This is a genomic window from Phocaeicola sp. HCN-40430 (assembly GCF_037890285.1).
In the GTDB taxonomy this organism is placed as follows: Bacteria; Bacteroidota; Bacteroidia; order Bacteroidales; family Bacteroidaceae; genus Phocaeicola; species Phocaeicola acetigenes.
Genome location: NZ_JBBKBS010000001.1, coordinates 165,048 through 191,943 on the forward strand (window position 1 = coordinate 165,048; position 26,896 = coordinate 191,943).

Here is a 26,896-nt window from a genome sequence, read left to right on the forward strand (position 1 = left end):
AATTTAATCGCAATGCTTATGGGTCATGATATCAAGAACCAGTCTGTCTGTTTCGTTCATACCTTCCGAGCCGATCTTGGTCAAGTTGCGGATGCTTCGGTCTACATCATCTTCGATGATACCTTCTACAGAGGTCACGCATTTGCCTTCCATGGCTAAAATAGCAGACAATACAGCGGTAGATACGCCACTGGTCAGCTTTAACGCACAACTTGGTTTTGCACCGTCGCAAATCATACCGGTTAGGTTGGCAATCATATTTTGTACGGCAAAAGCAACTTGTTGATAACTTCCTCCCATCAGGTAGGTAATACCACAGCTACTTCCTGTGGCTGCTACTACACATCCGCAGAGAGCTGAAAGGCGTCCTAAATTCTGTTTGATATAGATAGCTGTCAGGTGACTGAGTATCAAAGCCCGGATTAACTGTTCTTCGGACATATGGTTTTCTTCTGCATATACAACAACCGGAAGAGTGGCTGCGATACCTTGGTTACCACTTCCAGAATTGCTCATCACCGGAATCATAGCTCCTGCCATACGGGCATCACAAGCTGCCGATGTGTAGGAAAGAATATGAGTGAAAATATTGCTTCCCATTACACTCTGTTCGCTTTTGCTGCTTTGTAAGGTCTTTCCCAGTGCATGTCCGAAGTTTCCCTGGAACGAACGTTCTGCTGCGTTTTTGTTGAGACGCTTAGCTTCCAGAATGAATTCAATTTCTTCAAGCGGGGCAGTGGTTGCAAAGTCGTAGACTTTTTTCAATGATAATTCTACATTTGTAGCATCTGCTTCTTGTGTAGACTGGGTACGTTTATCCAGCAGAACTTTATCATTGATGCTTTCGTATACAAAGTGAGTATGTCCTCCACTGATGATGGCAGTAGCTTTGTCATTGCCATGTTCGCAGATAATCTCAATATACAGCTTTTCTTCGATATTTTCTTTTAGTGCAATGTCGATACATTGTGAATCAATCATTTTTTTGCCTTCGGCTACGGCTTCCGGAGTGCTGTCTTTCAGAACTTCCAATTGATATTCCGATTTTCCTATCAGTGCACCAAGGGCTACAGCAATAGGAAGTCCAATCATTCCTGTTCCGGGAATACCTACCCCCATTGCATTTTTCAGAATATTGGCACTGAGAAGAACTTTGATTTTTTCGGGGCGTTGACCTAAAAGCTCTGTCGCTTTGGCTACACAAAGAGCTACGGCAATAGGTTCAGTACAGCCTATTGCCGGAACTACTTCCTGTTTTATCAGGGCAATGATTTGCTCTCTTTCAGATTTAGCAATCATGGATATTAAGTTTATAAGTTTTTTTGAGTTTGTCTGTTTTTTCAAATTCGTTTATAAGTTTTTGACTTTATAAGTTTGTAATGTTTTTGTTTAACAAAACAAACTTATAAAGTCAAAAACTTATGAACTTAGTGTATATTTATTTCTTGTAGTTCTTTAAACCTGTTCCCAGGAATTCTACATATTTCTGAATGTCTTCATCGTATGAGTACGATTTGTTCAGAGGCATACCTTCGTTGTCGAGCAATACATAGAACGGCTGTGCATTTGCTCCGAACTTAGAACGTTGCAGATAGCTCCATTTGTCGCCTATGGTGCGGAGTGTACGTTCTGTACCGTTTTCTGTAATTTTGATAGGTTCAGGTAATTTAGTCTTATCGTCGACAAACAATGTAATCAATACATAGTCGTCGTTCAGCATCTGGCTTACTTTCTGGTCTGTCCATACAGCAAGTTCCATCTTACGGCAGTTTACGCATCCGTAACCAGTAAAGTCTACCATTACAGGTTTTCCCTGCTGGCGTGCATATTCCATACCTGCATCGAAATCGTTGAATTTCGCATGTACTTCATTCTTATATAGGTTGAAGTCCTGAGTCTGCATAGGAGGAGCGAATGCGCTGACAGCTTTCAGAGGTGCACCCCACAATCCTGGAATCATATAGATGGCAAATGCCAGTGAGATAAGTGCCATGAAGAAACGAGGTACGCTTACTTTGGTATCATCGTCATCGTGAGGGAATTTGATTTTGCCCAACAGGTACATACCCAGCAATCCGAAGATTACAATCCACAAAGCCAGGAATGTTTCACGGTCGAGAATTCGCCATCCGTATGCGAGGTCGGCAACAGACAGGAATTTCAATGCAAATGCCAGTTCGAGGAATCCCAATACGACTTTGATTACATTCATCCATCCACCTGATTTTGGCATTGATTTCAACCATGATGGGAACAAGGCAAACAGGGTGAACGGCAAAGCCAATGCAATGGCAAATCCCAGCATACCAATCGCCGGAGCAATTACACTACCAGTAGTGGATACTTCTACCAGCAGGAAGCCGATGATAGGACCTGTACAAGAGAATGAAACCAATGACAAGGTAAATGCCATCAGGAAGATACTCAACAAACCAGTGGTCTGTTCTGCCTTGCTGTCTACTGCATTACTCCATTTGGAAGGTAAAGTAATTTCGAATGCACCGAAGAAAGAGGCTGCAAAAACAATCAGCATCAAGCAGAATAAGATGTTGAAGATTGCATTGGTAGACAAGGCGTTCAATGCGCTTGCACCGAAGATTAAAGTAATAGCCAATCCCAGTGTGACATAGATTACTACGATGGAAGCACCATATGTCCATGCATCGCGGATTCCTTTTTTCTTGTCTTTAGTACGTTTCAGGAAGAAGCTGACAGTCATAGGAATAATAGGCCATACACAAGGAGTGAACAATGCCAATAATCCTCCCAATAAACCGGTAAAGAATATATAAATCCATGAGTGAGATTCTTCTCCAGCTTGTTCACCGAAGTTGCTTAATTCGTTTACAACAGGTTTCCAGTAATCTGTAGTTCCATCCAGCTGTGCAGGGGCTGTTGTTGCGGCAGCCTGTACGGTATCATTTGCATTTTCAGTATCTGTAGCTTGAGTTACTTCTGTTGTTTCCTGGCTAGCGGGAGCAGCTGCTTGTTTGGCACTTCCTGCCGCTTTGCCTTTAAAAGTAAATTCTACATTAGTAGGAGGCATACAGTTCTGATCATCACAAGCTCCGTAATTAAGATATCCTGTAATATTGTAATCTCCTCCAGTCAGTTTAATCTTTTGTACAAAAACAGCTGTTCCTTCAAAGAAACGGACTTGCATACCGAATACAGGGTCCATCATGTCGAGTTCGTTGCCTTTTGGGGTAAGTTTACCTACCAGTTCAGCTCCTTTTATCTGGTCGATGTTGAATGTAGCCGAGGTCGGACCTCCTTCTTCCAGATCTGTAGAGTATACATGCCATCCACGTTCGATGGTTCCGGTAAAGACAATCTCTGCCTCATTGTCCGAGATAGCCTTCCATTCTGTTTTAAACTGCACCGGATCTTGCATCTGTGCGAGTACCGGCAGGCATAAAATGGCCATTAAAAGCCAGGTGAGTAGGAATCTTTTGTTCATTGCTTATAAATTGATTGTTTAATATTCGTTTTTCAAAAGGATTTGCAAAGATATAGTGTTTTATCTTATAATAACGAATGAATATTGGAAAAATATTGGAAAAAGTAAGTTGAACATTTGTCGTAAGAATGAGTCTTTTAAGTTGAAAACCTTTTATCAAGAATGATTGTCTGGTGTAGATAAGGTATTAGATTTAAGGCTATGGATATGAAAAGCGAACTTTTAATATATACTATTTGTGCTGATATATAGTGGTTTATACCTCTTTATCTTATTTGTGAAGAGAAGAAATTAAGCTTGAATAGGAATATGATATTTCATCTGTTTTGAACTTTTTGAGAAGGTTTATGTCATTATTCTTTTTTGTTGGAACAAATTTCTATGGATTTGGACAAAATATTGGAGATGCTTTAGGTTGTAGGTTGATTGATAGGAAGACGTATAACTTGATGATAATGTTTGCGTAGCCGGTATACGTAGGTACAAAACGAAATATGGTCTTATGAAAAATTTGATCTTTTCTTTTTTTTAGGGTGATTTGTTCTTATTTGATACGGTTTAGTACGGAAAATTGTTTTAAAAAATAGAGAAAATCTGCTCTCATGTAACGAATGCGTATTTTTAAATGCTTTTTTGTTACGATATTTTATAAAAATAAATTCATGTATTTGAATATTTTTGTGAAAACTATTAAATTTGCGCCCATTAAATTTAAAATAGTGTAATTGTATGTGTAGTAAGAAGAGATTTTTGTTATTTATTTTAACGCTTGTTGTAATGGCTCTGCCGTTGAGAGCTGAGGGAATCGCATTTTTTCATGGAACTTGGCAAGAGACTTTAGCTAAAGCGAAGTCTGAAAACAAACTGGTATTTGTTGATTTTTATACTCAATGGTGTGGACCTTGTTTGAACATGGCTCAGGCGGTGTTTGTATTGCCGGAAGTCGGAGCTTTTTATAATGCTAATTTTGTTTCGGCTAAAATTGATACTGAAAATGGAGAAGGTATCGAGTTGGCTAAAAAGTATGGTGTACGTTCTTTCCCAACCTATGTGTTTATTGATCCGGCAACAGGAGAAGCTGTGCATCGTAGTAGCAGCCGCCAGACAGAAGAGCAGTTTATTGCGACTGGAAAGGCTGCACTGACTCCGACTCAACGTTCTTTTTATCTGATAGAAGAATACAATAAAGGCAATAGAGAACCACAGTTGTTGATTGATTATATCCGTTATAATCATTCAATTTATCAGCGTAAGGCGGTAGAGGAGGCTTTTGATGCATTGATTGCAGGTGGAGCAAAACTTACAGATCAGAATATATGGGATTTGTTTGTTGATGTGATCGGTGGTATGGATAACAAATATGTACAACAGGTTTCGAAAGAATATTCGTTGTTCTGTCAGACATTTGGGAAAAAAGCGGTAGATGCAAAACTTGTAAAAGAAACAATGTATGGCGATGTAGCTCTGCTGGATAGCATGTGCGATTTTGAAGGAAAAGCTTTCAACCGTAAAATGATTGAAGTGAGCAAGCTGGTATATTCTAAACAGTATGATAAGGCTGCTGTAGAATTGGATGCACTGATTGCAGATCCGACCGTAGATCAACAGGAACTGATACAGCGTATGAAGTTTTTAGTTAGAGTTCCTCGTGGATATAAGTCCGTACCGGCTACATGGTTCTATAAGAGTGTAGAGTATTTACGTTATATCGCATATAATCAAACAGATCGTGATGACGCTAATATTCATCAGGAGTATGCGGCAGCTTTGGAAGAATTACTTCGTAATTTGCCTGATAAAACTCAGGTGCCGGCAGTATTGCTGACTGCTCCTAAATATGGGAAAAAAGGATATTCTATGCGTCCTGATGTATTGAAACCGAAACCAAAACATTAATTTTAAAGATAAGATTCGTTTATGAAAATGGGCAAAAGTAGTAAAATGTGGAATGGGGTGTGGTTTGCCGTAGCAGCTTGTTCCCTGATGATACCTTCTCAATTGGAAGCCGGTAATTCAGTAAATGAAGTCATTGCTATAGACCAGGCAAAAATTGGGGTAAAAGGGGTCGTTCTTGATGAAAATGGAGAACCTGTACCAGGTGCAAATGTCGTTGTAAAAGGTGCTACAGTGGGTACAATTACCGATATGGATGGTAATTTCTCTCTTCAGGTAGAAAAAGGAGCTACTATTGTAGTTTCTTTTATCGGTTATGCAAATAAGGAAGTTCAGATTAATGAGCGTAAAGCTAAATATACGGTTTCATTGGAGCCGGAAACTCATTTGATAGATGAGGTTATTGTTACTGGTTATCAGACGATATCGAAGGAACGTGCAGCTGGTTCGTTTGCTATTGTAAACCAAAAAGATTTGGCAGATAAATTGCAGACCAATATTATCGACCGTATGGAAGGTTTGGTAGCCGGTATGAAGATGAACGGAAGTGCACCGGAAATTCGTGGTATTTCTACGCTGAATGCCACATCAACTCCACTTTATGTGGTAGATGGTATTCCCTACGAAGGTAGTCTGGATGCTATCAATCCGTCTGATATTGTCAATGTGACTGTATTGAAGGATGCTTCGGCTGCCTCTATTTACGGAGCACAGTCGGCAAATGGTGTCATCGTAATTACTACCCGTAGTGGTGAACTTGGCAAGCCTAAAGTGCGCTACAACGGTAGTGTCAAGTTTGAACCGCTGCCAGACCGTGATTATATGAACTTGATGTCGAGTGCCGAATTGGTAGATTTGCAGAAAGTTTTATTCAATTGCTATCATAATACATATGACCCGACCAGTCCGAGCTTTACCAATGAGGTATACGATTTGATGTATCGTCATGAAGCTGGAGAATTGACTGATGCGGAACTTGAAAAGGAACTCGATGTATATCGTAACCGTGATCGTTACGATCAGATAAAGGATGAGTTTGTACGTCGTTCGAATACTACGCACCAGCACAACCTTTCTATTTCAGGTGGTTCTGACATCTATAAGTATGCTCTTTCTGCCAATTTCCAGCAGAATTTGCCTCATGCTAAAGAACAGAAGACTAACCGCTATGGTTTTAACTTTAAGAATCAGTTCGATTTCTTCAAGTGGCTTCGTGTGGATTTGGGTATCCTGAATAGTACCGTATCGCGGGATTATGATAATGGTTTCTCCGGATACAGTTACTTGTTCAGTGGACCATCATACCGTATGATCCGTAATGCGGATGGCTCTCCTGCACAATGGTATATGACTGGTAAATCGCAACGTGAAATAGACCGTCTGAAAGGAGTAGGATTGTATGATGAAACTTTCTATCCGACTGAGGCTCTGAATACGGCTCACTATCAGAATAAAAATCAGTACTGGAATATTAATGTGGGTGCAACGTTCAAAATTATTGAAGGATTGAGCTTCGACCTGCGCTATCAGACTGAAATGACTAATGGTTATACCAAACAGTATAATTCGGTTGATCATTACAGCGTGAAAAAAATGATTAATGATGCTACGGTTATCAATAACGATGGTACACGTACTCATTATATTCCGGAAGGAGGTAATTTGAGTGAATACTGGAATAAAGACAATTCGTATACATTGCGTGCGCAGCTTAACTTCAATCGTAATTTCCTGAAAAAACATTCTGTTCAGGTAATTGCCGGTGCAGAGCGTCGTAAAGTGGTTAATCAGACTAGCAAATTCTTTAAATATGGTTACGATGATAATTCACTTTCATGGAAAGCTATCGATGAACTGGCTATGGGACAAGGTATCCGCGGTACTCAGTCTACGAGCGGAAACTTCTATTTCAGTTCTTATCGTCTGGGTACTGATGGTTTCGAGTTTGATGATAACCGTTATGTGTCATTCTATGGCAATGCATCTTATACATACGATCATCGTACGACACTGACCGGAAGTATCCGTATCGACCAGTCGAACTTGTTTGGTACCGATCCTAAGTATCAGTACAAACCATTGTGGTCTGTAGGTTTGCAACATATTATTTTGGAAAACAAGGGTGTATTGGATCGTTTGGCAGGACGTCTGACTTATGGTATTAACGGTAATGTTGCTAAGGATGCTGGTCCGTATATGATTGTGGCTGATAACGGTACTAACTACTATACTAATGAGTATCAGGCATATGTTAGAAATGCACCAAATCCTACCTTGCGCTGGGAGAAAACTAAACTGGTGAATGTGGGAGTTGATTTTAACTTGTTTGATAACCGTTTGAACGGTAGTGTGGAATTTTATAACAAGGCTACCAGTGATTTGTTGGGTAATCGCTTGACAGATTCAACTTTCGGATGGTCTTCACTGTTGCTGAACTATGGTTCTATGGTGAACCGTGGTGTGGAAATCTCTTTGCAGAGTGAAATTGTGCGTACACGCGACTTCAGTTTTGGTATTGACTTCCTTTTCAGCTACAACAAGAATAAACTGACAAAGATTGATAATTCAGGAACTTCTGCGTCTAGCTGGTATGGTTCTTATCAGAATCGTGAAGGTTATCCAATGAGTTCTATTTTTGCTATCAGATATGCCGGTCTTGACAGTGAAGGTAATCCGACAGCTTACAAAGCAGATGGAACAATTGTTAATTCTGTAAACGATTTGGAGGCTGAAGATTTGGTTTACAAAGGAACAACAAATGCTCCTTATTCTTCATCGCTTACTACCCGATTTGCTTACAAGAACTTTGACCTGAGCATGATGTTTGTTTATTACGGAGGAAACGTAATGCGTGATGTAGCATCCAGCTATCAGTTTACCATGTATCCTGTATTTAACTATGCCAGCAATATGGATCGTGACCGCTTGAACTTCTGGCAAAAACCGGGTGATGAACTCGATCCGGATATGAATCCGGCTTTCCAGTATAAAAATGGTAAAACTTGTAGCGGATTGTGGCAATATGCTGATAAACATATTGAACGAGCTGATTATATTAAATTGCGTGACATTACCTTGGGATATACATTCCCGAAACAATGGTTGCGTAGTGCGAGTATCCAGGGGTTGCGTCTGAGCCTTCAGATTCAGAATGCTTTCTACTGGGCTGCCAATAAAAAGCACCTTGATCCGGAAGTCGCAACTGCTTCATCTCGAGGACAGCATATCCCGGCTACTTACACCTTTGGTGTAGCACTTGATTTTTAATGTATAACCATGAATTTAAGATATAATATGAATCTATCTAAATACTTGTTGATTGGACTTGGTGTCTTGTCTTTACATAGTTGTGACGATTTTCTGGGAAACAAGCCAAAGGGATATACGATTCCCGAGAAATTCGAAGATTATTCTAAACTATTGAACAGCAGTTATCTGATGAGATCATCGAATACAGTACTTGCTTATTTGACTGATGACCTTTATCGTACTTCTGAAGGAGAAATCATGAATGAGAATGATGAAGGAAAGTTGATAGAATTTACTGACTTTAATTTTTCCAGATGCGACGACCATGAGCGTAATCTTTATATGTTCAAGCACGGACAGGTTCTGACTGCCGGAAATTCTGACCCTTTATGGAATGATGCTTACGAAAATATCTATGTATATAATGCAGTCGCAAATAATATATTGAATGTACCCGATGCTACTAAAGAGCAGAGAGAAGCAAAATATGCTGAAGCACTTGTAGGCCGTGCATTCGAATACTTGAATCTGGTGAATATTTTCGGTAATCACTATGATCCTAAGACTGCAGCTACAGATTATGGAGTACCTATCTTACTGAGTGAAGTAGTAGGTGACGGGGCTTCGTATGTGCGCAACACAGTTGCAGAAGTATATGACCAGATTATTTCTGACTTGAAGATTGCCACTCCGCTTTTGCCGGAAATACCTACTAATGTGTATCATCCTAGCCGTACAATCGGTTATGCGTTTCAGGCGCGTATGTTCCTTTATATGGGGGATTACGAAAATGCATTGAAGAATGCAAATGAGGCTCTTAAACTGAATGATGAGTTGCTGGATATGAAGCCTTATACTACTACATACAGTACATGGGGACGTATTGTGCTGGAGTCTAATCCGGATGAAACTTTCCCGGAAGATGTAGATAATGTAGAGAATATCTTCATGCGTAACTTAAATGGAGCTGGTTCTGGTTTCTACATGGATGTTGTAGCTAGTAAAGATTTGCTTGAAACATTCAAACGTCATCTGGCTCCTGATGGAGTAGATATGCGTTTGCGCCTTTTCTTCGCTACCGATGAGGCCAACTTTACAATGAATCCTTCTGCCACACCAGAAAAATTTAAAGGATATAGCACCTATGCTCCTTTTATTAATCAGAATGCTGGGTTTACTACTCCTGAAATTTATTTGATTGCGGCTGAATGTGAAGCGCGTATCGGTTCTGTTACCCGGGCTTTGCAGTTGTTAGATAAATTGCGTGATGCCCGTATTAAAAACAATGTGCATTATGTAGAGGAAACAGATGCTCCAAATCGTACAGAGGCTCTTCGACTGGTAATCGACGAACGCCGTCGTGAGTTTGCAATGCAGGGAGCTCCACGTTTGATCGACCTGAAACGTCTGAATCGTGAAGACTGGTTCCGTAAAGATATCGTTCACAGTGTTGATGGCGAAACATGGACATTGCCCGCAAACGACTTGCGTTATATTATGCCGATTCCACAGACTGTTCTCGATTTCAATCCTGATATGCCGCAATACGACCGTTGATGCTTATCGGGGGATAAAGTATTGACTTGAAAAATAAAGAAAGGAAGTAGAGCTCAAAGGTATTTGAGGCTTTACTTCCTTTCTTTTATTTCCTAAATCGCCTTTCCCGCCTTAATTATTTGTGTAGTCGGAATAAAAACTGTACTTTTGCTCACACTCTATAAATATGTGCAATAGAAGGAAGGCATGACAGTATTAAAGACAAGAGCCAAATTAGTAGATGTTGCCCGGCAACTTTTTGCCAGAAAAGGGGTAGAAGATACAACGATGAATGATATTGCGGTAGCCTCTAAAAAGGGACGTCGCACACTGTATACTTACTTTAAAAGTAAGGATCAGATTTATATGGCTGTTGTGGAATCGGAATTGGAAATGCTTTCAGATTCAATGGAAAAGGCTGCAAAACAGTCGGTTGCTCCTGACCAGAAGATTCTTGATTTAATTACCACCCACTTGAATATTGTTAAAATGGTTGTATTTCGAAATGGAACTCTTCGCGCGGATTTCTTTCGGGATATATGGCGGGTAGAAGCAATGCGTAAGAACTTTGATAGAAAGGAAATACAATTATTTCGAAATGTGTTGCAGGAAGGCAAAGAGAGAGGTGTTTTTGATATCGACAATGTGGAGATAACAGCAGATATCTTGCACTATTGTATCAAAGGGATAGAGGTGCCTTATATTCGCGGTCAGATTGGTGAAGATTTGGAAGATGAGATTGGCTGGCGATATGTAGCTAAAATCGTATTTGGGGCTTTGGGATGTAAAAAAGAATAATATTAATCTTTAAAATAAATATCATTATGGGATTATTAACAGGAAAAACAGCGATTGTTACAGGTGCTGCTCGTGGTATCGGTAAAGCTATCGCATTGAAGTTTGCTGCAGAAGGTGCAAACATCGCATTTACAGATTTGGTTATCGACGAGAATGGTGAGAATACAGAAAAGGAAATAGCTGCATTCGGTGTAAAAGTAAAAGGATATGCTTCTAATGCTGCTAGTTTTGAAGATACAGCTAGAGTGGTAGAACAGATTAAGGAAGATTTCGGTTCTATCGATATTCTGGTGAATAATGCCGGTATTACAAAAGACGGTCTGATGATGCGTATGAGTGAAGCACAGTGGGATGCTGTGATTGGTGTGAATCTGAAATCTGCTTTCAACTTTATTCACGCTTGTACTCCAATCATGATGCGTCAGAAGAGTGGTAACATCATCAACATGGCTTCTGTGGTTGGTGTACACGGTAATGCAGGTCAGTGCAACTATTCTGCATCAAAGGCTGGTATGATTGGTTTAGCTAAATCAATTGCTCAGGAATTGGGCTCTCGTGGTATCCGTGCCAATGCAATTGCTCCGGGATTCATCATTACTGATATGACAGCTAAGTTGTCTGACGAAGTTAAGGCTGAATGGGCTAAGAAGATTCCTTTGCGTCGTGGAGGTACTCCGGAAGATGTAGCTAATACTGCATTATATCTTGCTTCTGACTTGTCTGCATATGTATCAGGACAGGTTATCCAGGTAGATGGTGGTATGAATATGTAATATACTACTTCATAAGGAATGAAGAATAGAGGGAGAAGAATGGCTTACGGCATTCGGCTTTCTTTATTCTTCATTCCTTATTTTTCAAGTAAATTTTATTCTTTAGTCGGATCATTTCATTTCTAACATAGCTATGACTGTAGTTTACGAAGATAATCATATTATTGTAGTTAATAAAACCGCTTCTGAAATTGTACAGGGAGACAAAACAGGGGATACTCCTTTGTCGGAGACAGTAAAACTGTATCTGAAGGAAAAGTATGCCAAGCCTGGCAATGTGTTTATCGGAGTGACTCATCGACTGGATCGTCCGGTTAGTGGATTAGTTGTCTTTGCAAAAACCAGCAAAGCTCTCTCTCGTTTGAATGAGATGTTTCGTATAGGAGAAGTGAAAAAGACTTATTGGGCAATAGTGAAAAACTGTCCTCCTCAGACAGAAGGTGAGTTGGTGCATTATTTGGTTCGCAATGAAAAACAGAATAAGTCTTATGCCTACGACAAAGAAGTGAAGAACTCGAAAAAGGCCATATTACATTATCGTCTGATAGGTCATTCGGAAAATTATTATCTGTTGGAAGTCGATTTGAAAACAGGAAGACACCATCAGATTCGATGCCAGCTAGCTAAAATGGGATGCCCTATTAAGGGGGATTTAAAGTATGGATTTCCTCGCTCCAATCCCGATGGAAGCATTTGCCTCCATGCACGTAGAGTACGTTTTGTACATCCGGTATCCAAACAGGAAATAGATCTTATCGCTCCGGTTCCTGCTGGTAATTTATGGAATGGATTTAGTTTTGATTGACAGTCTTGTTTTAAGCTTGGTCTAAATGTTACTTACATCAGATTCTATCAATGTAAATCAATGTAATCTTATTCAGTGTATTTTTTCAGAAAACGCTCTACATCTTGTTGAATCATATGATAGAGTGGTGAATTTCTGTAATTGGGATTTTTGTGGATGACCAATTCTACTCCTACCTGACTGCGTTGGTAGCTGACAAGCTCATTATGTAATTGTATATTATGCAGTGCCAACTCATGTATCTGTTGTTCGCGCTCGCGTCGTAATATAGTACATACGGGTACGAGTAGTTTTAACACTACATTATCCATAATGTGATGCCCCTGAATAAACATATAGGTATTTTCGGGGTATACTCCTAATGTCTTAAATTCACTTTTCATTTCTTCTATTTCATGAAGGGCATTCGCATGTTTCCGCTCTAATTCGTGTAACTTCCGATTGACTTTTTTAGCCATAACTTCCAGACTACGCTCCGGATGTCGTATACTTACGTGGTCAAGTTTCACTTGTGAACAAAAGTCGAGTAAAGAGAATTCTGATAAGTTATGTTTACGGTAAAACCATACAGACCAGATAAAAAGAGGATAAGCTATTTGGGAGTATAGTTTCATAAAAGCAGGAAAGTCGATGAGAGAATGGTCATTCAGAGTTGCAGTTACACACACTTCATGCAAACCTTCTGCATAGCAATGGTAATTTTCTATGGCATAGGCATAAGTCTGAAAAACATAAGGGTTGTTGTTAATGTATTGAGAAGTCTGAGTCCTTCCTTGAAGAAGATAGTCATAGTCACTGTCTACACAGGCAATCATATTTTCTCCCAATTGTTTTCCCAATTGGTTCATTAAGACGGTCTTCTTTCCTTTAGCTAATGAATTGGCAGAGGGAAGCATGACTTCGAAATAAAGATTCTCATTTTCATAATCGGCAAGCAAGGAACGCCAAAATGATATATCTTCGTAGCTTTCTACGTATGCTACGACTTTTCTTCTTGCATGTTTGGGCTTTAAACTATTAGCCGCTCCAATGTATAAAGAAGAAAGATTTTCAGTCAATCTCTTTCCCATAGTGTGAAAATTTAAAGAGTGGTAATATCACTAACTTCTGTCACGGCATCTACCCAGCCATTCATAATGACAGCAGGAGAATGAGTCGTAAGTATAATTTGTACATTAGGATTGAGACTACGTATCATACCAATCAGTTTTTGCTGCCATTCGATGTGTAGAGAGATTTCAGGTTCGTCCATAAACAGGGCACAAGATTTATTGTCTTGTACTAAGACGGTAAGCAATATTACAAGCATTTGTTTTTCACCTGAAGACAATTGATAAGGAGTCAAAATATCTCCATCTTGTTCGAATAATATTTCGTTGCTCTTACGGATAATCTTCTTATCGGTTTCGCTGAACAGTTCGTCTATCAAGTCCTGGAACTTGGTCTTAGGCTTTGAAACTTGTGTAGCTTTAGCCTGATCTTCAATGATTCCTGAGGTCAGCAGTTCAATGATACGGTTCCCTATGTTTACCTGATAGTCCAGATAACGTCGTTGTAATTGATAAAGTTGCCAGTCTAACTCTGTTTTGACTTGTTGATTTCCGATTTTTCCTAAAAGGTCGGCATTGATGAGCGGACGGTCAAAACTCCGGATGACATCAAAATGAATATAGGTTGCATCTTCAGGAGAAAAGACGAACACTACTCCCGGTTTAACTCCATTACTTAGAGAACCTCCTTCCAGCTCTGTTAAGCTACGTACAGAATTGTTTAAAATCGTACTTTTCCCGATTCCATTTACTCCACTCAGAATATTGACATCGGCACGTAGATTCCATGAAATATTTTTGCGTCCCCAAAGACCTTTTATTTCAATACGTTTAATGTAGTCAGCTTCCTTTTTCATGGTTGTATCCTATTTGCTTTCTAACAAAATTAGCAATTAATATGGAAACTTGTATCTTTGCGTAGATTAAAATATGTGTATGAAAGAAAATTCTACAATATCTTCCCCTGTTCTTTATCTGCAAAAGCAATATGAATTGCTGCAGAAAGAATATGAGTACGAGAAAAAACAGTTCGAACAGCAAACAGAGTTGATGGGCATCGGACGTAAAATCAAACGTGGTATGTGCTGGTATCCGCTGAATATAGGGCGTAACTATTACAATGCCTTGAACCAACTGGTTGTGGAAGTGGAGCGGAGAGAAGATAAAGAAATAGAGCATCAGTTTGAATATGGGCGTCCGGTATGTTTTTTCACACAAGATGCATCGGGTAAGCTGAATTATCTTCATTTTATAGCTACTGTAAGTTATGTAGACGAAGACCGTATGGTTCTAGTACTACCTGGAGTGGATGCATTGCTGGCTTTGCAGAGTAAGGAAGTGTTGGGAGTACAGTTATATTTTGACGAAACCAGTTATCGGACCATGTTTGAGGCTTTGAAGCAGGTTATTGCTGCAAAAAATAACAGGTTGGCAGAGTTGAGAGATTTGTTTCATGGAAGCAGGCAGGCTTCTGTTTATTCTTTTCAACCGGTCCGTTTTCCTTGGTTGAATGCTGCACAGGATGAGGCTGTTAATAAGGTATTGCATGCTAAAGATGTAGCAATTGTACATGGACCTCCCGGAACAGGAAAGACTACCACGTTGGTGGAGGCTATTTATGAAACCCTGCATCGTGAAAATCAAGTTCTGGTTTGTGCACAAAGTAATATGGCTGTCGACTGGATCAGTGAAAAACTGGTAGACAGAGGGGTTAGTGTATTGCGTATAGGTAATCCCAGTCGGGTAAACGATAAAATGCTTTCGTTTACTTACGAGCGTCGGTTTGAGTCGCATCCGGATTATCCTCAATTATGGAGTATCCGGAAAGCGATTCGCGAACTATATGCTCGTGTCGGAAAAGGTACAGACAGAGAGACTGTTCGTTTAAAGATAAACTCTCTTAAAGATCGTGCTATGGAATTGGAAATACGGATTAATGAAGCATTGTTTTCTGATGCACGTGTAATAGCTTGTACTTTGGTGGGAAGTGCCAACAGACTACTTACCGGACAAAAATTTGGTACCTTATTTATAGATGAGGCGGCACAAGCTTTGGAAGCTGCTTGCTGGATTGCCATACGAAAAGCAGACAGGGTGATATTGGCGGGCGACCATTGTCAGTTGCCGCCTACGGTAAAAAGTCCGGAAGCATTACGTGGAGGTTTGGGAAATACTCTGATGCAGGCTATCGTAAGTAACAAACCAGATACGGTATCGCTTTTGAAACTTCAATACCGTATGAATGAAGAAATCATGCGCTTTTCATCGGACTGGTTCTATCATGGGCAACTCCGTTCTGCTCCAGAAGTGAAATACCGTGGGATTCTTGATTTTGATACTCTGATAGAGTGGATTAATACAGAAGGAATGGATTGCAATGAAGAGTTTGTCGGTGAGAATTATGGGAGAATCAACAAACAGGAAGCAGAACTTTCTGTACAAACATTAAAGGAGTATTTGCAGAAGATAGGAAGAGAGCGCATTCTCGAAGAGCGAATTGATGTCGGATTAATATCCCCCTATAAGGCACAGGTGCAATATTTACGGCAACTGATTAAAAAAGATACTTTCTTTAAGCCCTACCGTTCGGCTATTACAATAAATACTGTCGATGGGTTTCAAGGACAGGAACGGGATGTCATTTTAATTAGTCTGGTGCGTGCAAATGAAGAAGGACAGATTGGTTTTCTGAATGATTTGCGTCGTATGAATGTGGCCATGACCCGAGCCCGTATGAAGTTGATTATATTAGGAGATGTTTCCACCTTGACACAACATCCGTTTTACCGGAAATTATACGAATATATAGAGGAATTGAATGAGTAAGTAATTTTCTTGTTTGTTATGAATCAATGACTTGGACGATTCAAAGGAAAGTCGTATATTTGATTCCAAAACAATTAATCAATTAAAACTTATGTTAATCGACTTATTACAATCGTCTTATTTCTCCGTCTTCTTGATCGTGGCGTTGGGTTTTATGCTTGGACGTATCAAGATAGGCGGATTGTCTCTCGATGTATCAGCCGTTATTTTTATAGCCTTGGCATTTGGTCATTGGGGTGTTTCCATTCCAAAAGAATTGGGAAATTTTGGATTGGTATTGTTTATTTTTACCATTGGCCTTCAGGCAGGACCCGGATTCTTCGATTCTTTCCGAAGTAAAGGAAAAACATTGATTCTGATAACATTGCTTATTATTGCGTCCGCTTGTCTTACGGCGGTTGGTTTGAAATATGCGTTCAATATAGATACTCCTAGTATTGTAGGGCTGATAGCCGGTTCTCTTACCAGTACACCGGGGTTGGCTGTAGCTATTGACAGTACCCAGTCTCCATTGGCCTCTATTGCGTATGGTATTGCATATCCATTTGGGGTAATCGGTGTTATTTTATTTGTAAAACTATTGCCTAAGTTGTTGCGTGTCGACTTGGAGCAAGAGGCGCGTCAGCTGGAAAAAGAACGTCGTAGTAGTTTCCCGGAACTGGGAACCTGTCTGTTTCGGGTTACTAATTCTGCTGTATTTGGACGTACATTGGCACAGCTTAATATCCGTGTAATGACGGGAGCGGTAATCTCTCGTTTGAAACGTGGAGAAGAGATTATGATTCCTACAGCCCATACAACGGTAGAAAAAGACGACTGTATTCAGGCTGTCGGCAGTGAAGAGTCCTTGAATAATCTGGCCTTGATGTTGGGAGAACGTGAAGAAGGAGAACTTCCTTTGGAGCATACACAGAGTATCGAATCGTTGCTGCTTACCAAAAAAGATATGATCAACAAGCAGCTGGGTGATTTGAATATGCAGCGCAATTTTGGATGTACCGTTACGCGTGTACGCCGAAGTGGAATCGATTTGTCTCCGTCGCCTGAACTGGCTCTGAAGTTTGGTGATAAATTGATGGTTGTAGGAGAAAAGGAAGGTATTCAGGCAGTTGCCCGTATGTTGGGAAATGATGCCAAACGTCTTTCCGATACAGATTTTTTCCCGATAGCAATGGGTATTGTGCTTGGAGTTTTGTTTGGTAAACTGAATATATCTTTTGGTGGAGGAATGTCTTTCTCTCCGGGTTTAACGGGAGGAGTCTTGATTGTGGCTCTTCTTTTAAGTGCAATTGGAAAAACCGGACCTATTCTTTGGTCTATGTCTGGACCGGCCAACCAGTTGCTCCGTCAGTTGGGACTGTTGCTTTTCCTGGCAGAAGTTGGAACTTCAGCGGGTAAGAATTTGGTTTCTACATTTCAGGAAAGCGGTTTTCTGCTGTTTGGAGTAGGAGCATTGATTACTCTTGTTCCGATGCTGATAGCTGCATTGGTAGGACGTTTGGTCTTTAAGATCAGTTTGCTTGATTTGCTGGGAACCATTACTGGAGGAATGACCAGCACACCCGGTTTGGCTGCAGCCGACTCGATGACCGATAGTAATATCCCGGGAGTAGCTTATGCTACTGTCTATCCTATAGCCATGGTATTCCTTATTTTGTTTATTCAGTTTATAGCGATGTTCCTGGTGTAGAAAATACAGTATAGAAAAAAGAGAGATTGTATTCTGCAGAAGTGTATGCTTTGCAGAATACAATCTTTTTTTATTCCTTTCTGTTCTTATATTTCAATTTTATTTCAGAATTACCCTCCTACATTTGCATCAGAAATCTTAAATAATGGAATCTTATGAAAGAAATGATGAAAAAGTATACTGGTATTGCATTAAGTACAGTGTTAGGAATATTGACTTTGTCGAGTTGTGATAAAGACGACGATCGTGTAGGGGCAAATCCTCCTGATGAGGTGAAACAGGTCTTCGAAGTTCAATATCCAAATATGAACCCTAAGTGGGATTTTGAGTGGGGTAATTATGAGGCTGAGTTTTTTTATACAGGAACTCATGCAGAATGGAATATGCCGCTGAACCGTGTAGAAGCTGAGGCCTTTTATACATCCGGAGCACAATGGATAAAGACTGAGTTTGATGTGACAAGTTATTACTCTGTAGCAGCCGATCAGGTTGTGATTCCTGCAAAGGTGCGGGAAACAGTTGCACGGGAAGCAGGAGGAAGGCACGTGGATGAAGTGAAAATCATTGATCTGCCTCAGAGAGAAACCGATTTTTATCGGGTAGAAATAGATAATGAACCGAATGATGTTTATCTCAATGTAAAGTTTGACGGTTCTTTGTTTCAATAAACGGCTTGTGTAAGAAAGGAAAGGAGGTAAAACCACTCATATAATCGGGTTTTACCTCCTTTCTTGTTTATAGTTGGGCTATCTGTTGATGTCTCTGCCCGAAGGACGCTGATAAACACGTAGTCCAAATTCCGGAATCATGGCCAGCAGATGATCGAAAATCTCTCCCTGTATTTCTTCGTATTGCTTCCAGTCGGAAGTATTAGAGAAACAATAAACTTCCAGAGGAAGTCCTTCCGAAGTGGGTTGCATCTGGCGTACCATAATCATGAGTTCTTTATGCGTTCGCGGGTGAGCTTTCAGGTAATTTTGCAGATAGTCTCTGAATACCTGTAAATTCACAATTTGGTTGTTCTCATCTTTTTCTATCCACCCTTTCGATTTAAAATAACTTCTTTCTTCGGGAGTGCAGAAATGAACTGTATTCAGATCGATGAAAACAGAGCGTTTGATACGTCTGCCTCCTGTTTCGCGCATTCCCCTCCAGTTCTGGAAAGAATCACTTACCAAAGCATAGGGAGGAATGGTGGTAATTGTCTTGTCGAAGTTTCGTACTTTTACGGTAGTAAGAGATACTTCCAGTACATCACCGTCGGCACCATATTTAGGCATGGTAATCCAGTCGCCCGGCCGTAACATATCATTGGCAGATAACTGGACTCCTGCCACCAGTCCCAATATACTGTCTTTGAAGATTAACATTAAAATGGCTGCCGAAGCTCCCAATCCTGCCAGAATGCTGGTTGCATTTTTATCAATCAGAATGCTGATGATAAGAATTAGACCTACTCCTATGACTATCAGTTGAATCATCTGGTAAATACCTTTCAGCGGACGATTTTTTAACCGTTCATGTTCGCTGGATATTTCATAAAGAGAGTCGAGAAAACTGCCTATGAGTTTTACCGTCATGACTACAATATAAATCAGACAGGCCTTTAATAACAAATTTAATATGTGGGGAGAATCGTTGAAGGCAAATGGCAGCAACAGATACCATACAAGTGGAGGAATGAGTAAACAAAAGCTGTGCATCATTCTGTCATTAAACAGATAGTCGTCCCAGGTAGCTTTGGTTTTGGCAGTTACTTTTTGTATGATGGGAACAATTAAATGCCGGAAGCCCATGCTGATGAGATACGAAAGAAGTAAAATACCTACGATAAATATAATTTTGGTTGTCCAGTTGGATTGTGCAGGCTGGATGCCCCAATTGCACAGTTGCTGACTGATATCTTCTGAAATAGTATGCATGATATTTTATATTGATATACGGATAGCAAATATACAAGCTTTTCAAAATTTAGGATAACATTGTTTTTTATATTTCTGTTGATATTTTGCCTTGTGATGCTCAATTTAACAAACTTTGTGCATTTTCCTTCCATATCTTTTTGCAGAATGAATGGTTTCATTAAATTTGCCGCCAATTAATTACTAATACTAAAATATTAATCGAATGGGCTTGAAAATTGTAGTATTGGCAAAACAAGTACCTGACACTCGCAATGTAGGGAAAGATGCCATGAATGCCGACGGAACGGTGAACCGTGCGGCTCTTCCGGCTATCTTCAATCCGGAAGACTTGAACGCCTTGGAACAGGCACTCAGACTGAAAGACACACATCCTGGCTCTACCGTGACTATCTTGACTATGGGACCGGGCCGTGCCGCAGAAGTTATTCGTGAAGGTTTATATAGAGGTGCCGACAACGGCTATTTGCTGACAGACCGTGCTTTTGCCGGAGCTGATACACTTGCTACATCGTATGCGTTGGCTACTGCTATTCGTAAAATAGGTGAATATGACATTATTGTAGGTGGTCGTCAGGCTATCGATGGAGATACTGCACAGGTAGGTCCTCAGGTAGCAGAAAAACTGGGATTGCCTCAGGTAACATACGTAGAAGAAATTCAGGAGGTAAAAGACGGACGCATCCGTGTAAAACGTCATATCGACGGAGGTGTGGAAACTGTAGAAGGTCCATTGCCTATCGTGCTGACAGTAAACGGAAGTGCTGCTCCATGCCGTCCGCGTAATGCAAAACTGGTGCAGAAGTACAAACGTGCACTGGGCGGACAGGAAAAGGCTGCATTGGCAAAAGAAGGCGTAGAACTTCCGTATGCTTCTTTGTATGAAACTCGTCCTTATCTGAATATTGTAGAATGGAGTGTAGCCGATGTAAACGGAGACACTAAACAATGCGGATTGTCAGGTTCACCTACTAAGGTAAAGAAGATTGAAAATATTATCTTCCAGGCTAAGGAAAGTAAGACACTGACAGGAAGTGATGCAGATGTAGAGAATTTGATTGTTGAACTGTTGGCTAACCATACTATCGGATAAAGACTATGAATAACGTATTTGTATATTGTGAGATGGAAGGCAAACATGTTGCCGATGTCAGTCTCGAACTTTTAACCAAAGGTCGTAAGTTGGCCAATCAGTTGGGATGCCAGCTGGAAACAATCTGTGCCGGCAGCGATCTTGCAGATGTAGAAAAACAAGTATTGCCTTACGGAGTAGACCGTGTACATGTATTCGATGCTCCGGGCTTGTTCCCTTATACTTCACTCCCTCACACTTCTATTCTTGTCAACCTGTTTAAGGAAGAACAACCTCAGATCTGTCTGATGGGTGCTACCGTTATCGGTCGTGACCTGGGTCCGCGTGTATCTTCTGCACTGACCAGTGGTCTTACTGCCGACTGTACTCAGTTGGAAATCGGAAACCATGAAGACAAGAAAAACGGAGTTACTTACGAAAATCTGTTGTATCAGATTCGTCCGGCATTCGGTGGTAACATTGTAGCTACCATTATCAACCCCGAACATCGTCCTCAGATGGCTACCGTACGCGAAGGAGTGATGAAAAAAGAAATTGTCGATGAAAACTATCAGGGCGAAGTAATCCGTCATGATGTAGCGAAGTATGTTCCGGAAACAGACTACGTGGTAAAAGTAATCGACCGTCATGTAGAAAAGGCCAAACATAATCTGAAGGCAGCTCCTATTGTCATTGCCGGCGGATATGGTATGGGTAGCAAAGAAGGCTTCGATATGTTGTTCGAACTGGCTAAAGAACTTCATGCAGAAGTGGGTGCCAGCCGTGCAGCTGTAGATGCCGGTTTCTGCGACCACGACCGTCAGATTGGTCAGACTGGTGTGACTGTTCATCCTAAACTGTATATCGCTTGCGGTATCTCTGGTCAGATTCAGCACATTGCCGGTATGCAGGATGCAGGTATCATTATTTCTGTAAACAATGATCCGAACGCACCGATCAATTCAATTGCAGATTATGTAATCAACGGAACAGTAGAGGAAGTGGTTCCGAAATTAATCAAGTATTATAAAAAGAATAGTAAGTAATGGCTAACTTTTATACAGAACATCCGGAATTACGCTTCCATCTGAACAACCCGTTGATGGAGCGTATCTGCGAACTGAAAGAACGCAGTTATAGAGATAAAGACGAGTACGACTATGCACCGCAGGACTATGCCGATGCAATCGACTCTTACGATAAAGTATTGGAAATTACCGGAGAAATTACCGGTGAAGTAATTGCTGCCAATGCAGAAGGAGTAGACGAAGAAGGACCACACTGTGCAAACGGTCGCGTGGAATATGCTTCGGGTACTAAAGCAAACCTCGATGCCATGGTGAAAGCCGGTCTGAACGGTATGACTATGCCACGCCGTTTCGGTGGATTGAACTTCCCTATCACTCCGTATACCATGTGTGCGGAAATCGTAGCTCAGGCAGATGCCGGCTTTGGTAATATCTGGTCGCTGCAAGACTGTATCGAAACATTGTACGAGTTTGGTAACGAAGATCAGCACAGCCGTTTCATCCCTCGTATCTGTGCAGGTGAAACCATGTCTATGGACTTGACCGAACCGGATGCAGGTTCGGACCTTCAGAGTGTAATGCTGAAAGCTACTTACGATGAGGCTAACAACTGCTGGCGTCTGAATGGTGTAAAACGCTTCATCACAAACGGTGATGCACACTTGCACCTGGTATTGGCTCGTTCGGAAGAAGGTACTCACGACGGTCGTGGTCTGTCTATGTTTATTTATGACAAGAACGACGGTGGTGTAGATGTACGCCGCATCGAAAACAAGTTGGGTATTCACGGTTCTCCTACTTGTGAGTTGGTATACAAAAATGCGAAAGCTGAACTTTGCGGCGAACGTAAGTTGGGCTTGATTAAATATGTCATGGCTTTGATGAACGGTGCCCGTCTGGGTATTGCTGCACAGTCGGTAGGTTTGAGCCAGGCTGCTTACAACGAAGCTTTGGCATACGCTAAAGACCGTAAACAGTTCGGCAAGGCTATCATCGAATTCCCGGCAGTATACGATATGCTGGCTACTATCAAGGCTAAACTGGATGCCGGACGTGCTTTGCTGTATCAGACTTCACGCTATGTAGATATTTACAAGGCTTTGGACGATATTGCCCGTGAACGTAAACTTACTCCGGAAGAACGTCAGGAACAGAAACGCTATGCGAAACTGGCAGACAGCTTTACTCCGCTTGCCAAAGGTATGAACTCTGAATATGCCAACCAGAATGCATACGACTGTATCCAGGTACACGGTGGTTCAGGTTTCATGATGGAATATGCTTGTCAGCGTATTTATCGTGATGCACGTATCACCAGCATTTACGAAGGTACTACTCAGTTGCAGACTGTGGCTGCTATCCGTTATGTGACTAACGGTTCGTATGCCGCTACTTTGCACGAATACGAATTGATTCCATGCGCTCCTGAATTTGAAGGATACATGAACCGTATCAAAGACATGACCCGTAAACTGGAAGCATGTACCAATGCGGTGAAAGAGGCACAGAATCAGGAATTGCTCGATTTCGTGGCACGTCGTCTGTACGAAATGGCAGCAGTATGTGTAATGAGCCATTTGTTGCTGCAGGATGCTACCAAAGCTCCGGAACTGTTTGCACAATCACTCAATGTATATGTAAACTATGCAGAATCTGAAGTTGAGAAACACTTCAACTTTATTCGCAAGTTTAATGCCGAGGAATTGGCTGCGTATCGCAAATAAAGATTTTTTTTATAGTATAGGTTAAATTGACAGGCTGTACTTCGAGGATTTTTTCCCCGTTGTACAGCCATTTTTTTTGCAGGTAGAAGAAAAGTCAGGAAACAAATGTTGTATGATGTGGATGGATTGTATCTGTTTGTATTGTCGGTATATAATTACCGTCGTTGGCTGCGCAAACGGCGTCGTTGAACGGTGATTTGTCGTCGTCGGCTTTGTATCCGACGTCGTCGAATATAGAAGAGTTGCTGTATGAAACAGACTTTCTTTATAGAACTAAAGATGTTATTATTCGATACTTTTTAATCTATTAGATGGCGTAGTTGATGTAAATGTGGCAAAAAAACAGTAAAATCTGTTTGTTTGTAGAAAAATGTTCTTATATTTGCCACAGACTAAAAAATCAATAAGTGAATATCTACTATCGTAACATGACACAGACCGGGATGGGGTGGATGATGACCACTACATCGACCTTTGGGATGACCCCTCTGGGGGGAAGATAGTATATATGGTGTTTCTACGTGATACACGCTTGCGTGCGCAAGCATATTCTTTTTTATCATTCATTTTTTTTCTTTTTTGAACTTTATTTTCCTGCATGTATATCGGGGAAAACAGGCTAAAAATATAAGAGCATGAAAGTATTGAAATTCGGCGGAACATCTGTTGGATCGGTCAACAGTATGTTGAGTGTAAAAAAAATAGTCGAATCGGTAGACGATAAGGTTATAGTAGTCGTATCGGCATTAGGAGGAATTACAGATAAACTGATTCATACATCGAAAATGGCTGCAGCCGGTGATTCGGCGTATGAGAAGGAAATGAAGGAGATTGTCAACCGCCATATCGAAATGGTATATACAGTCATTCCTGCCGGGAAAGCACGTGAAGTTTTATTGGATCAGGTCAACGAACTGTTGAGCGAATTGAAAAATATCTTTCAGGGTATTTTCCTGATTCATGACCTTTCTCCCAAAACCTCTGCTACAATAGTAAGCTATGGAGAACGTCTTTCGTCTATCATTGTAGCTACACTGATAGAAGGAGCCCAGTGGTTCGATTCACGTACTTTTATCAAAACCGAAAAGAAGCATAACAAACATATACTCGACTCGGAACTGACGAATCGTCTGGTAAGAGAGACTTTCAAGGAAGTTCCCCAGGTAGCACTGGTACCCGGTTTTATTTCTACAGATAAGGATACCGGAGAAGTGACCAATTTGGGACGTGGAGGTTCGGATTATACAGCTTCTATTCTGGCTGCGGCTCTGAATGCGGATATTCTGGAGATATGGACCGATGTGGATGGTTTTATGACTGCCGATCCCCGTGTCATCAGTACTGCATATCCTATTACCGAACTGAGTTATGTGGAAGCAATGGAGTTGTGTAACTTCGGAGCCAAGGTGGTTTATCCGCCGACCATTTATCCGGTATGCCATAAAAACATTCCTATTCTGATAAAGAATACATTCAATCCGGATGCTCCCGGTACTATTGTAAAGCAGCAGGCCGATCATTTTTCAAAACCTATCAAAGGTATTTCTTCTATTAATGATACCTGCCTTATTACCATGACCGGATTGGGTATGGTGGGTGTGATTGGAGTCAACCACCGTATTTTCAAGACCTTGGCAGAAAATGGTATCAGTGTGTTCCTGGTCTCACAGGCTTCTTCGGAAAACTCAACCTCTATCGGGGTACGTACAGAAGATTCGGCTTTGGCATGTAAGGTGCTGAATGAAGAGTTTGCCAAAGAAATTGAAATGGGAGAAATCTCGCCGATGATGGCAGAAAGCGGACTGGCTACAGTGGCTATTGTAGGAGAGAACATGAAGCATACTCCGGGAATTGCAGGTAAACTGTTTGGTACGCTCGGACGAAACGGTATCAATGTCATTGCCTGTGCACAGGGAGCATCGGAAACAAACATTTCTTTTGTGGTAGAAGGTGATTCTTTACGTAAGACTCTGAACGTGATTCACGATTCTTTCTTCCTGTCCGAATATCAGGTACTGAATCTGTTCATTTGCGGAATCGGTACGGTAGGACATAGCTTGATTGAGCAAATCAACAGTCAGCAGGAGAAATTGAAGCAGGAGCGGGGACTGAACTTGAAAGTGGTAGGTATTGCCAACGGACATTATGCATACTTTACCCGCCGTGGAATAGATTTGAATAACTATCGTAAGGAACTGGAGGAGAAAGGTATTCCTTCTTCGCCTCAGGTTTTGCACGACGAGATTATTGGCATGAATATATTCAACTCTGTATTTGTGGATTGTACTGCTAATGCTTCCATTGCCGGACTGTATAAAGATTTTCTAAGCCATAATATTTCGGTTGTAGCAGCCAATAAGATAGCCGCTTCTTCGGAATACGATGTCTATGCAGAACTGAAGTCTATTGCCCGCCAGCGTGGTGTGAAATTCCTTTTCGAAACCAATGTGGGTGCAGGACTTCCGATTATCAATACCATCAACGACCTTATCAACAGTGGCGATAAGATTCTTAAGATTGAAGCGGTGGTAAGTGGTACGCTGAATTATATTTTCAATACCATCAGCGAGGAGGTACCTCTGAGTGAAACAATCCGTAAAGCGAAGGAAGAAGGCTATTCGGAACCCGATCCGCGTATCGACCTGAGTGGAAAGGATGTCATCCGTAAGTTGGTTATCTTGGCTCGTGAGGCCGGATATAAACTGAGCCAGGAGGATGTGGAGAAACATCTGTTTATTCCGGATTCTTGCTTCGAAGGCTCGTTGGACGATTTCTGGAAGAATGTCAAAACGTTGGATGCCGATTTTGAAGCCCGTCGCAAGAAATTGGAAGCCGAAGGAAAACGCTGGCGCTTCGTGGCAAGCCTGGACAATGGAAAAGGTATAGTTTCCTTACAGGAAGTAGACAGTCGCCATCCATTCTATAATCTGGAAGGCAGCAACAATATTATTTTGCTCACTACCGAGCGATACAATGAATACCCTATGCTCATTCAGGGATACGGAGCCGGTGCCAGCGTAACTGCAGCCGGTGTGTTTGCCGATATTATGAGCATTGCAAATATTTAGAAC

General features: G+C 41.1%; 18 protein-coding genes. 13 read left to right on the top strand and 5 right to left on the bottom strand.

The window, feature by feature from the left end:
- Positions 1-3: 3 nt before the first annotated feature.
- A complete protein-coding gene (locus WKU26_RS00705; RefSeq protein ID WP_178266929.1) occupies positions 4-1,299 on the bottom strand; it encodes an L-cysteine desulfidase family protein in 1,296 nt (431 codons plus the stop codon).
- 139 nt (positions 1,300-1,438) lie between these two features.
- Complete coding sequence (locus WKU26_RS00710; protein ID WP_340320517.1) at positions 1,439-3,460, bottom strand: protein-disulfide reductase DsbD family protein; 2,022 nt, start codon at positions 3,458-3,460, stop codon at positions 1,439-1,441.
- A gap of 777 nt (positions 3,461-4,237) precedes the next feature.
- Here WKU26_RS00710 and WKU26_RS00715 point away from each other — a divergent pair.
- From WKU26_RS00715 to WKU26_RS00740, 6 genes are all read left to right on the top strand, one after another.
- Positions 4,238-5,356 carry a thioredoxin family protein gene (locus WKU26_RS00715; protein WP_340320518.1) on the top strand — a complete coding sequence of 373 codons (1,119 nt, stop codon included), beginning with the start codon at positions 4,238-4,240 and terminating at the stop codon, positions 5,354-5,356.
- Between the two features lie 21 nt (positions 5,357-5,377).
- Positions 5,378-8,620 (top strand): SusC/RagA family TonB-linked outer membrane protein, encoded by a 3,243-nt coding sequence (locus WKU26_RS00720; RefSeq protein WP_340320519.1) that lies wholly within the window; start codon positions 5,378-5,380, stop codon positions 8,618-8,620.
- Positions 8,621-8,647: 27 nt separating this feature from the next.
- Positions 8,648-10,159, top strand: a complete 1,512-nt coding sequence (locus tag WKU26_RS00725; RefSeq protein WP_340320520.1) for a RagB/SusD family nutrient uptake outer membrane protein — start codon at positions 8,648-8,650, stop codon at positions 10,157-10,159.
- A gap of 186 nt (positions 10,160-10,345) precedes the next feature.
- The gene (locus tag WKU26_RS00730) at positions 10,346-10,936 is read left to right on the top strand and encodes a TetR/AcrR family transcriptional regulator (RefSeq protein ID WP_340320521.1); all 591 of its coding nucleotides are present in this window, start codon (positions 10,346-10,348) and stop codon (positions 10,934-10,936) included.
- 26 nt (positions 10,937-10,962) lie between these two features.
- Positions 10,963-11,709 (top strand): 3-oxoacyl-[acyl-carrier-protein] reductase, encoded by a 747-nt coding sequence (gene fabG / locus WKU26_RS00735; RefSeq protein ID WP_178265732.1) that lies wholly within the window; start codon positions 10,963-10,965, stop codon positions 11,707-11,709.
- A 133-nt stretch (positions 11,710-11,842) separates the two neighbouring features.
- Complete coding sequence (locus WKU26_RS00740) at positions 11,843-12,514, top strand: RluA family pseudouridine synthase (protein WP_178265733.1); 672 nt, start codon at positions 11,843-11,845, stop codon at positions 12,512-12,514.
- Positions 12,515-12,582: 68 nt separating this feature from the next.
- On the opposite strand, the gene WKU26_RS00745 is transcribed toward WKU26_RS00740, so the two are convergent.
- Complete coding sequence (locus WKU26_RS00745) at positions 12,583-13,584, bottom strand: DUF4435 domain-containing protein (RefSeq protein WP_340320522.1); 1,002 nt, start codon at positions 13,582-13,584, stop codon at positions 12,583-12,585.
- 11 nt (positions 13,585-13,595) lie between these two features.
- The gene (locus WKU26_RS00750; protein ID WP_178265735.1) at positions 13,596-14,420 is read right to left on the bottom strand and encodes an AAA family ATPase; all 825 of its coding nucleotides are present in this window, start codon (positions 14,418-14,420) and stop codon (positions 13,596-13,598) included.
- A 79-nt stretch (positions 14,421-14,499) separates the two neighbouring features.
- Between WKU26_RS00750 and WKU26_RS00755 the strand changes: the two genes are divergently transcribed.
- From WKU26_RS00755 to WKU26_RS00765, 3 genes are all read left to right on the top strand, one after another.
- Positions 14,500-16,389 carry an AAA domain-containing protein gene (locus WKU26_RS00755; protein WP_340320523.1) on the top strand — a complete coding sequence of 630 codons (1,890 nt, stop codon included), beginning with the start codon at positions 14,500-14,502 and terminating at the stop codon, positions 16,387-16,389.
- Positions 16,390-16,480: 91 nt separating this feature from the next.
- Complete coding sequence (locus tag WKU26_RS00760) at positions 16,481-18,079, top strand: aspartate:alanine exchanger family transporter (protein ID WP_178265737.1); 1,599 nt, start codon at positions 16,481-16,483, stop codon at positions 18,077-18,079.
- Positions 18,080-18,234: 155 nt separating this feature from the next.
- Positions 18,235-18,747 (top strand): hypothetical protein, encoded by a 513-nt coding sequence (locus WKU26_RS00765; RefSeq protein ID WP_340320524.1) that lies wholly within the window; start codon positions 18,235-18,237, stop codon positions 18,745-18,747.
- Between the two features lie 78 nt (positions 18,748-18,825).
- On the opposite strand, the gene WKU26_RS00770 is transcribed toward WKU26_RS00765, so the two are convergent.
- Positions 18,826-20,001, bottom strand: coding sequence for a mechanosensitive ion channel family protein (locus WKU26_RS00770; RefSeq protein WP_338158240.1), 1,176 nt, complete (start codon positions 19,999-20,001; stop codon positions 18,826-18,828).
- 205 nt (positions 20,002-20,206) lie between these two features.
- Here WKU26_RS00770 and WKU26_RS00775 point away from each other — a divergent pair, with 205 nt between their 5' ends.
- The 4 genes from WKU26_RS00775 to thrA all read left to right on the top strand — a co-directional run bounded on the left by WKU26_RS00775 (position 20,207) and on the right by thrA (position 26,893).
- On the top strand, positions 20,207-21,094 hold the full coding sequence (locus WKU26_RS00775) for an electron transfer flavoprotein subunit beta/FixA family protein (protein ID WP_340320525.1): 888 nt from the start codon (positions 20,207-20,209) through the stop codon (positions 21,092-21,094).
- A gap of 5 nt (positions 21,095-21,099) precedes the next feature.
- Complete coding sequence (locus WKU26_RS00780) at positions 21,100-22,119, top strand: electron transfer flavoprotein subunit alpha/FixB family protein (protein WP_340320526.1); 1,020 nt, start codon at positions 21,100-21,102, stop codon at positions 22,117-22,119.
- Positions 22,119-23,825 carry an acyl-CoA dehydrogenase family protein gene (locus tag WKU26_RS00785; RefSeq protein ID WP_269876991.1) on the top strand — a complete coding sequence of 569 codons (1,707 nt, stop codon included), beginning with the start codon at positions 22,119-22,121 and terminating at the stop codon, positions 23,823-23,825. Before WKU26_RS00780 ends, WKU26_RS00785 begins: the two co-directional genes overlap by 1 nt.
- A gap of 635 nt (positions 23,826-24,460) precedes the next feature.
- On the top strand, positions 24,461-26,893 hold the full coding sequence (gene thrA / locus WKU26_RS00790; protein ID WP_340320527.1) for a bifunctional aspartate kinase/homoserine dehydrogenase I: 2,433 nt from the start codon (positions 24,461-24,463) through the stop codon (positions 26,891-26,893).
- Positions 26,894-26,896: the final 3 nt, after the last annotated feature.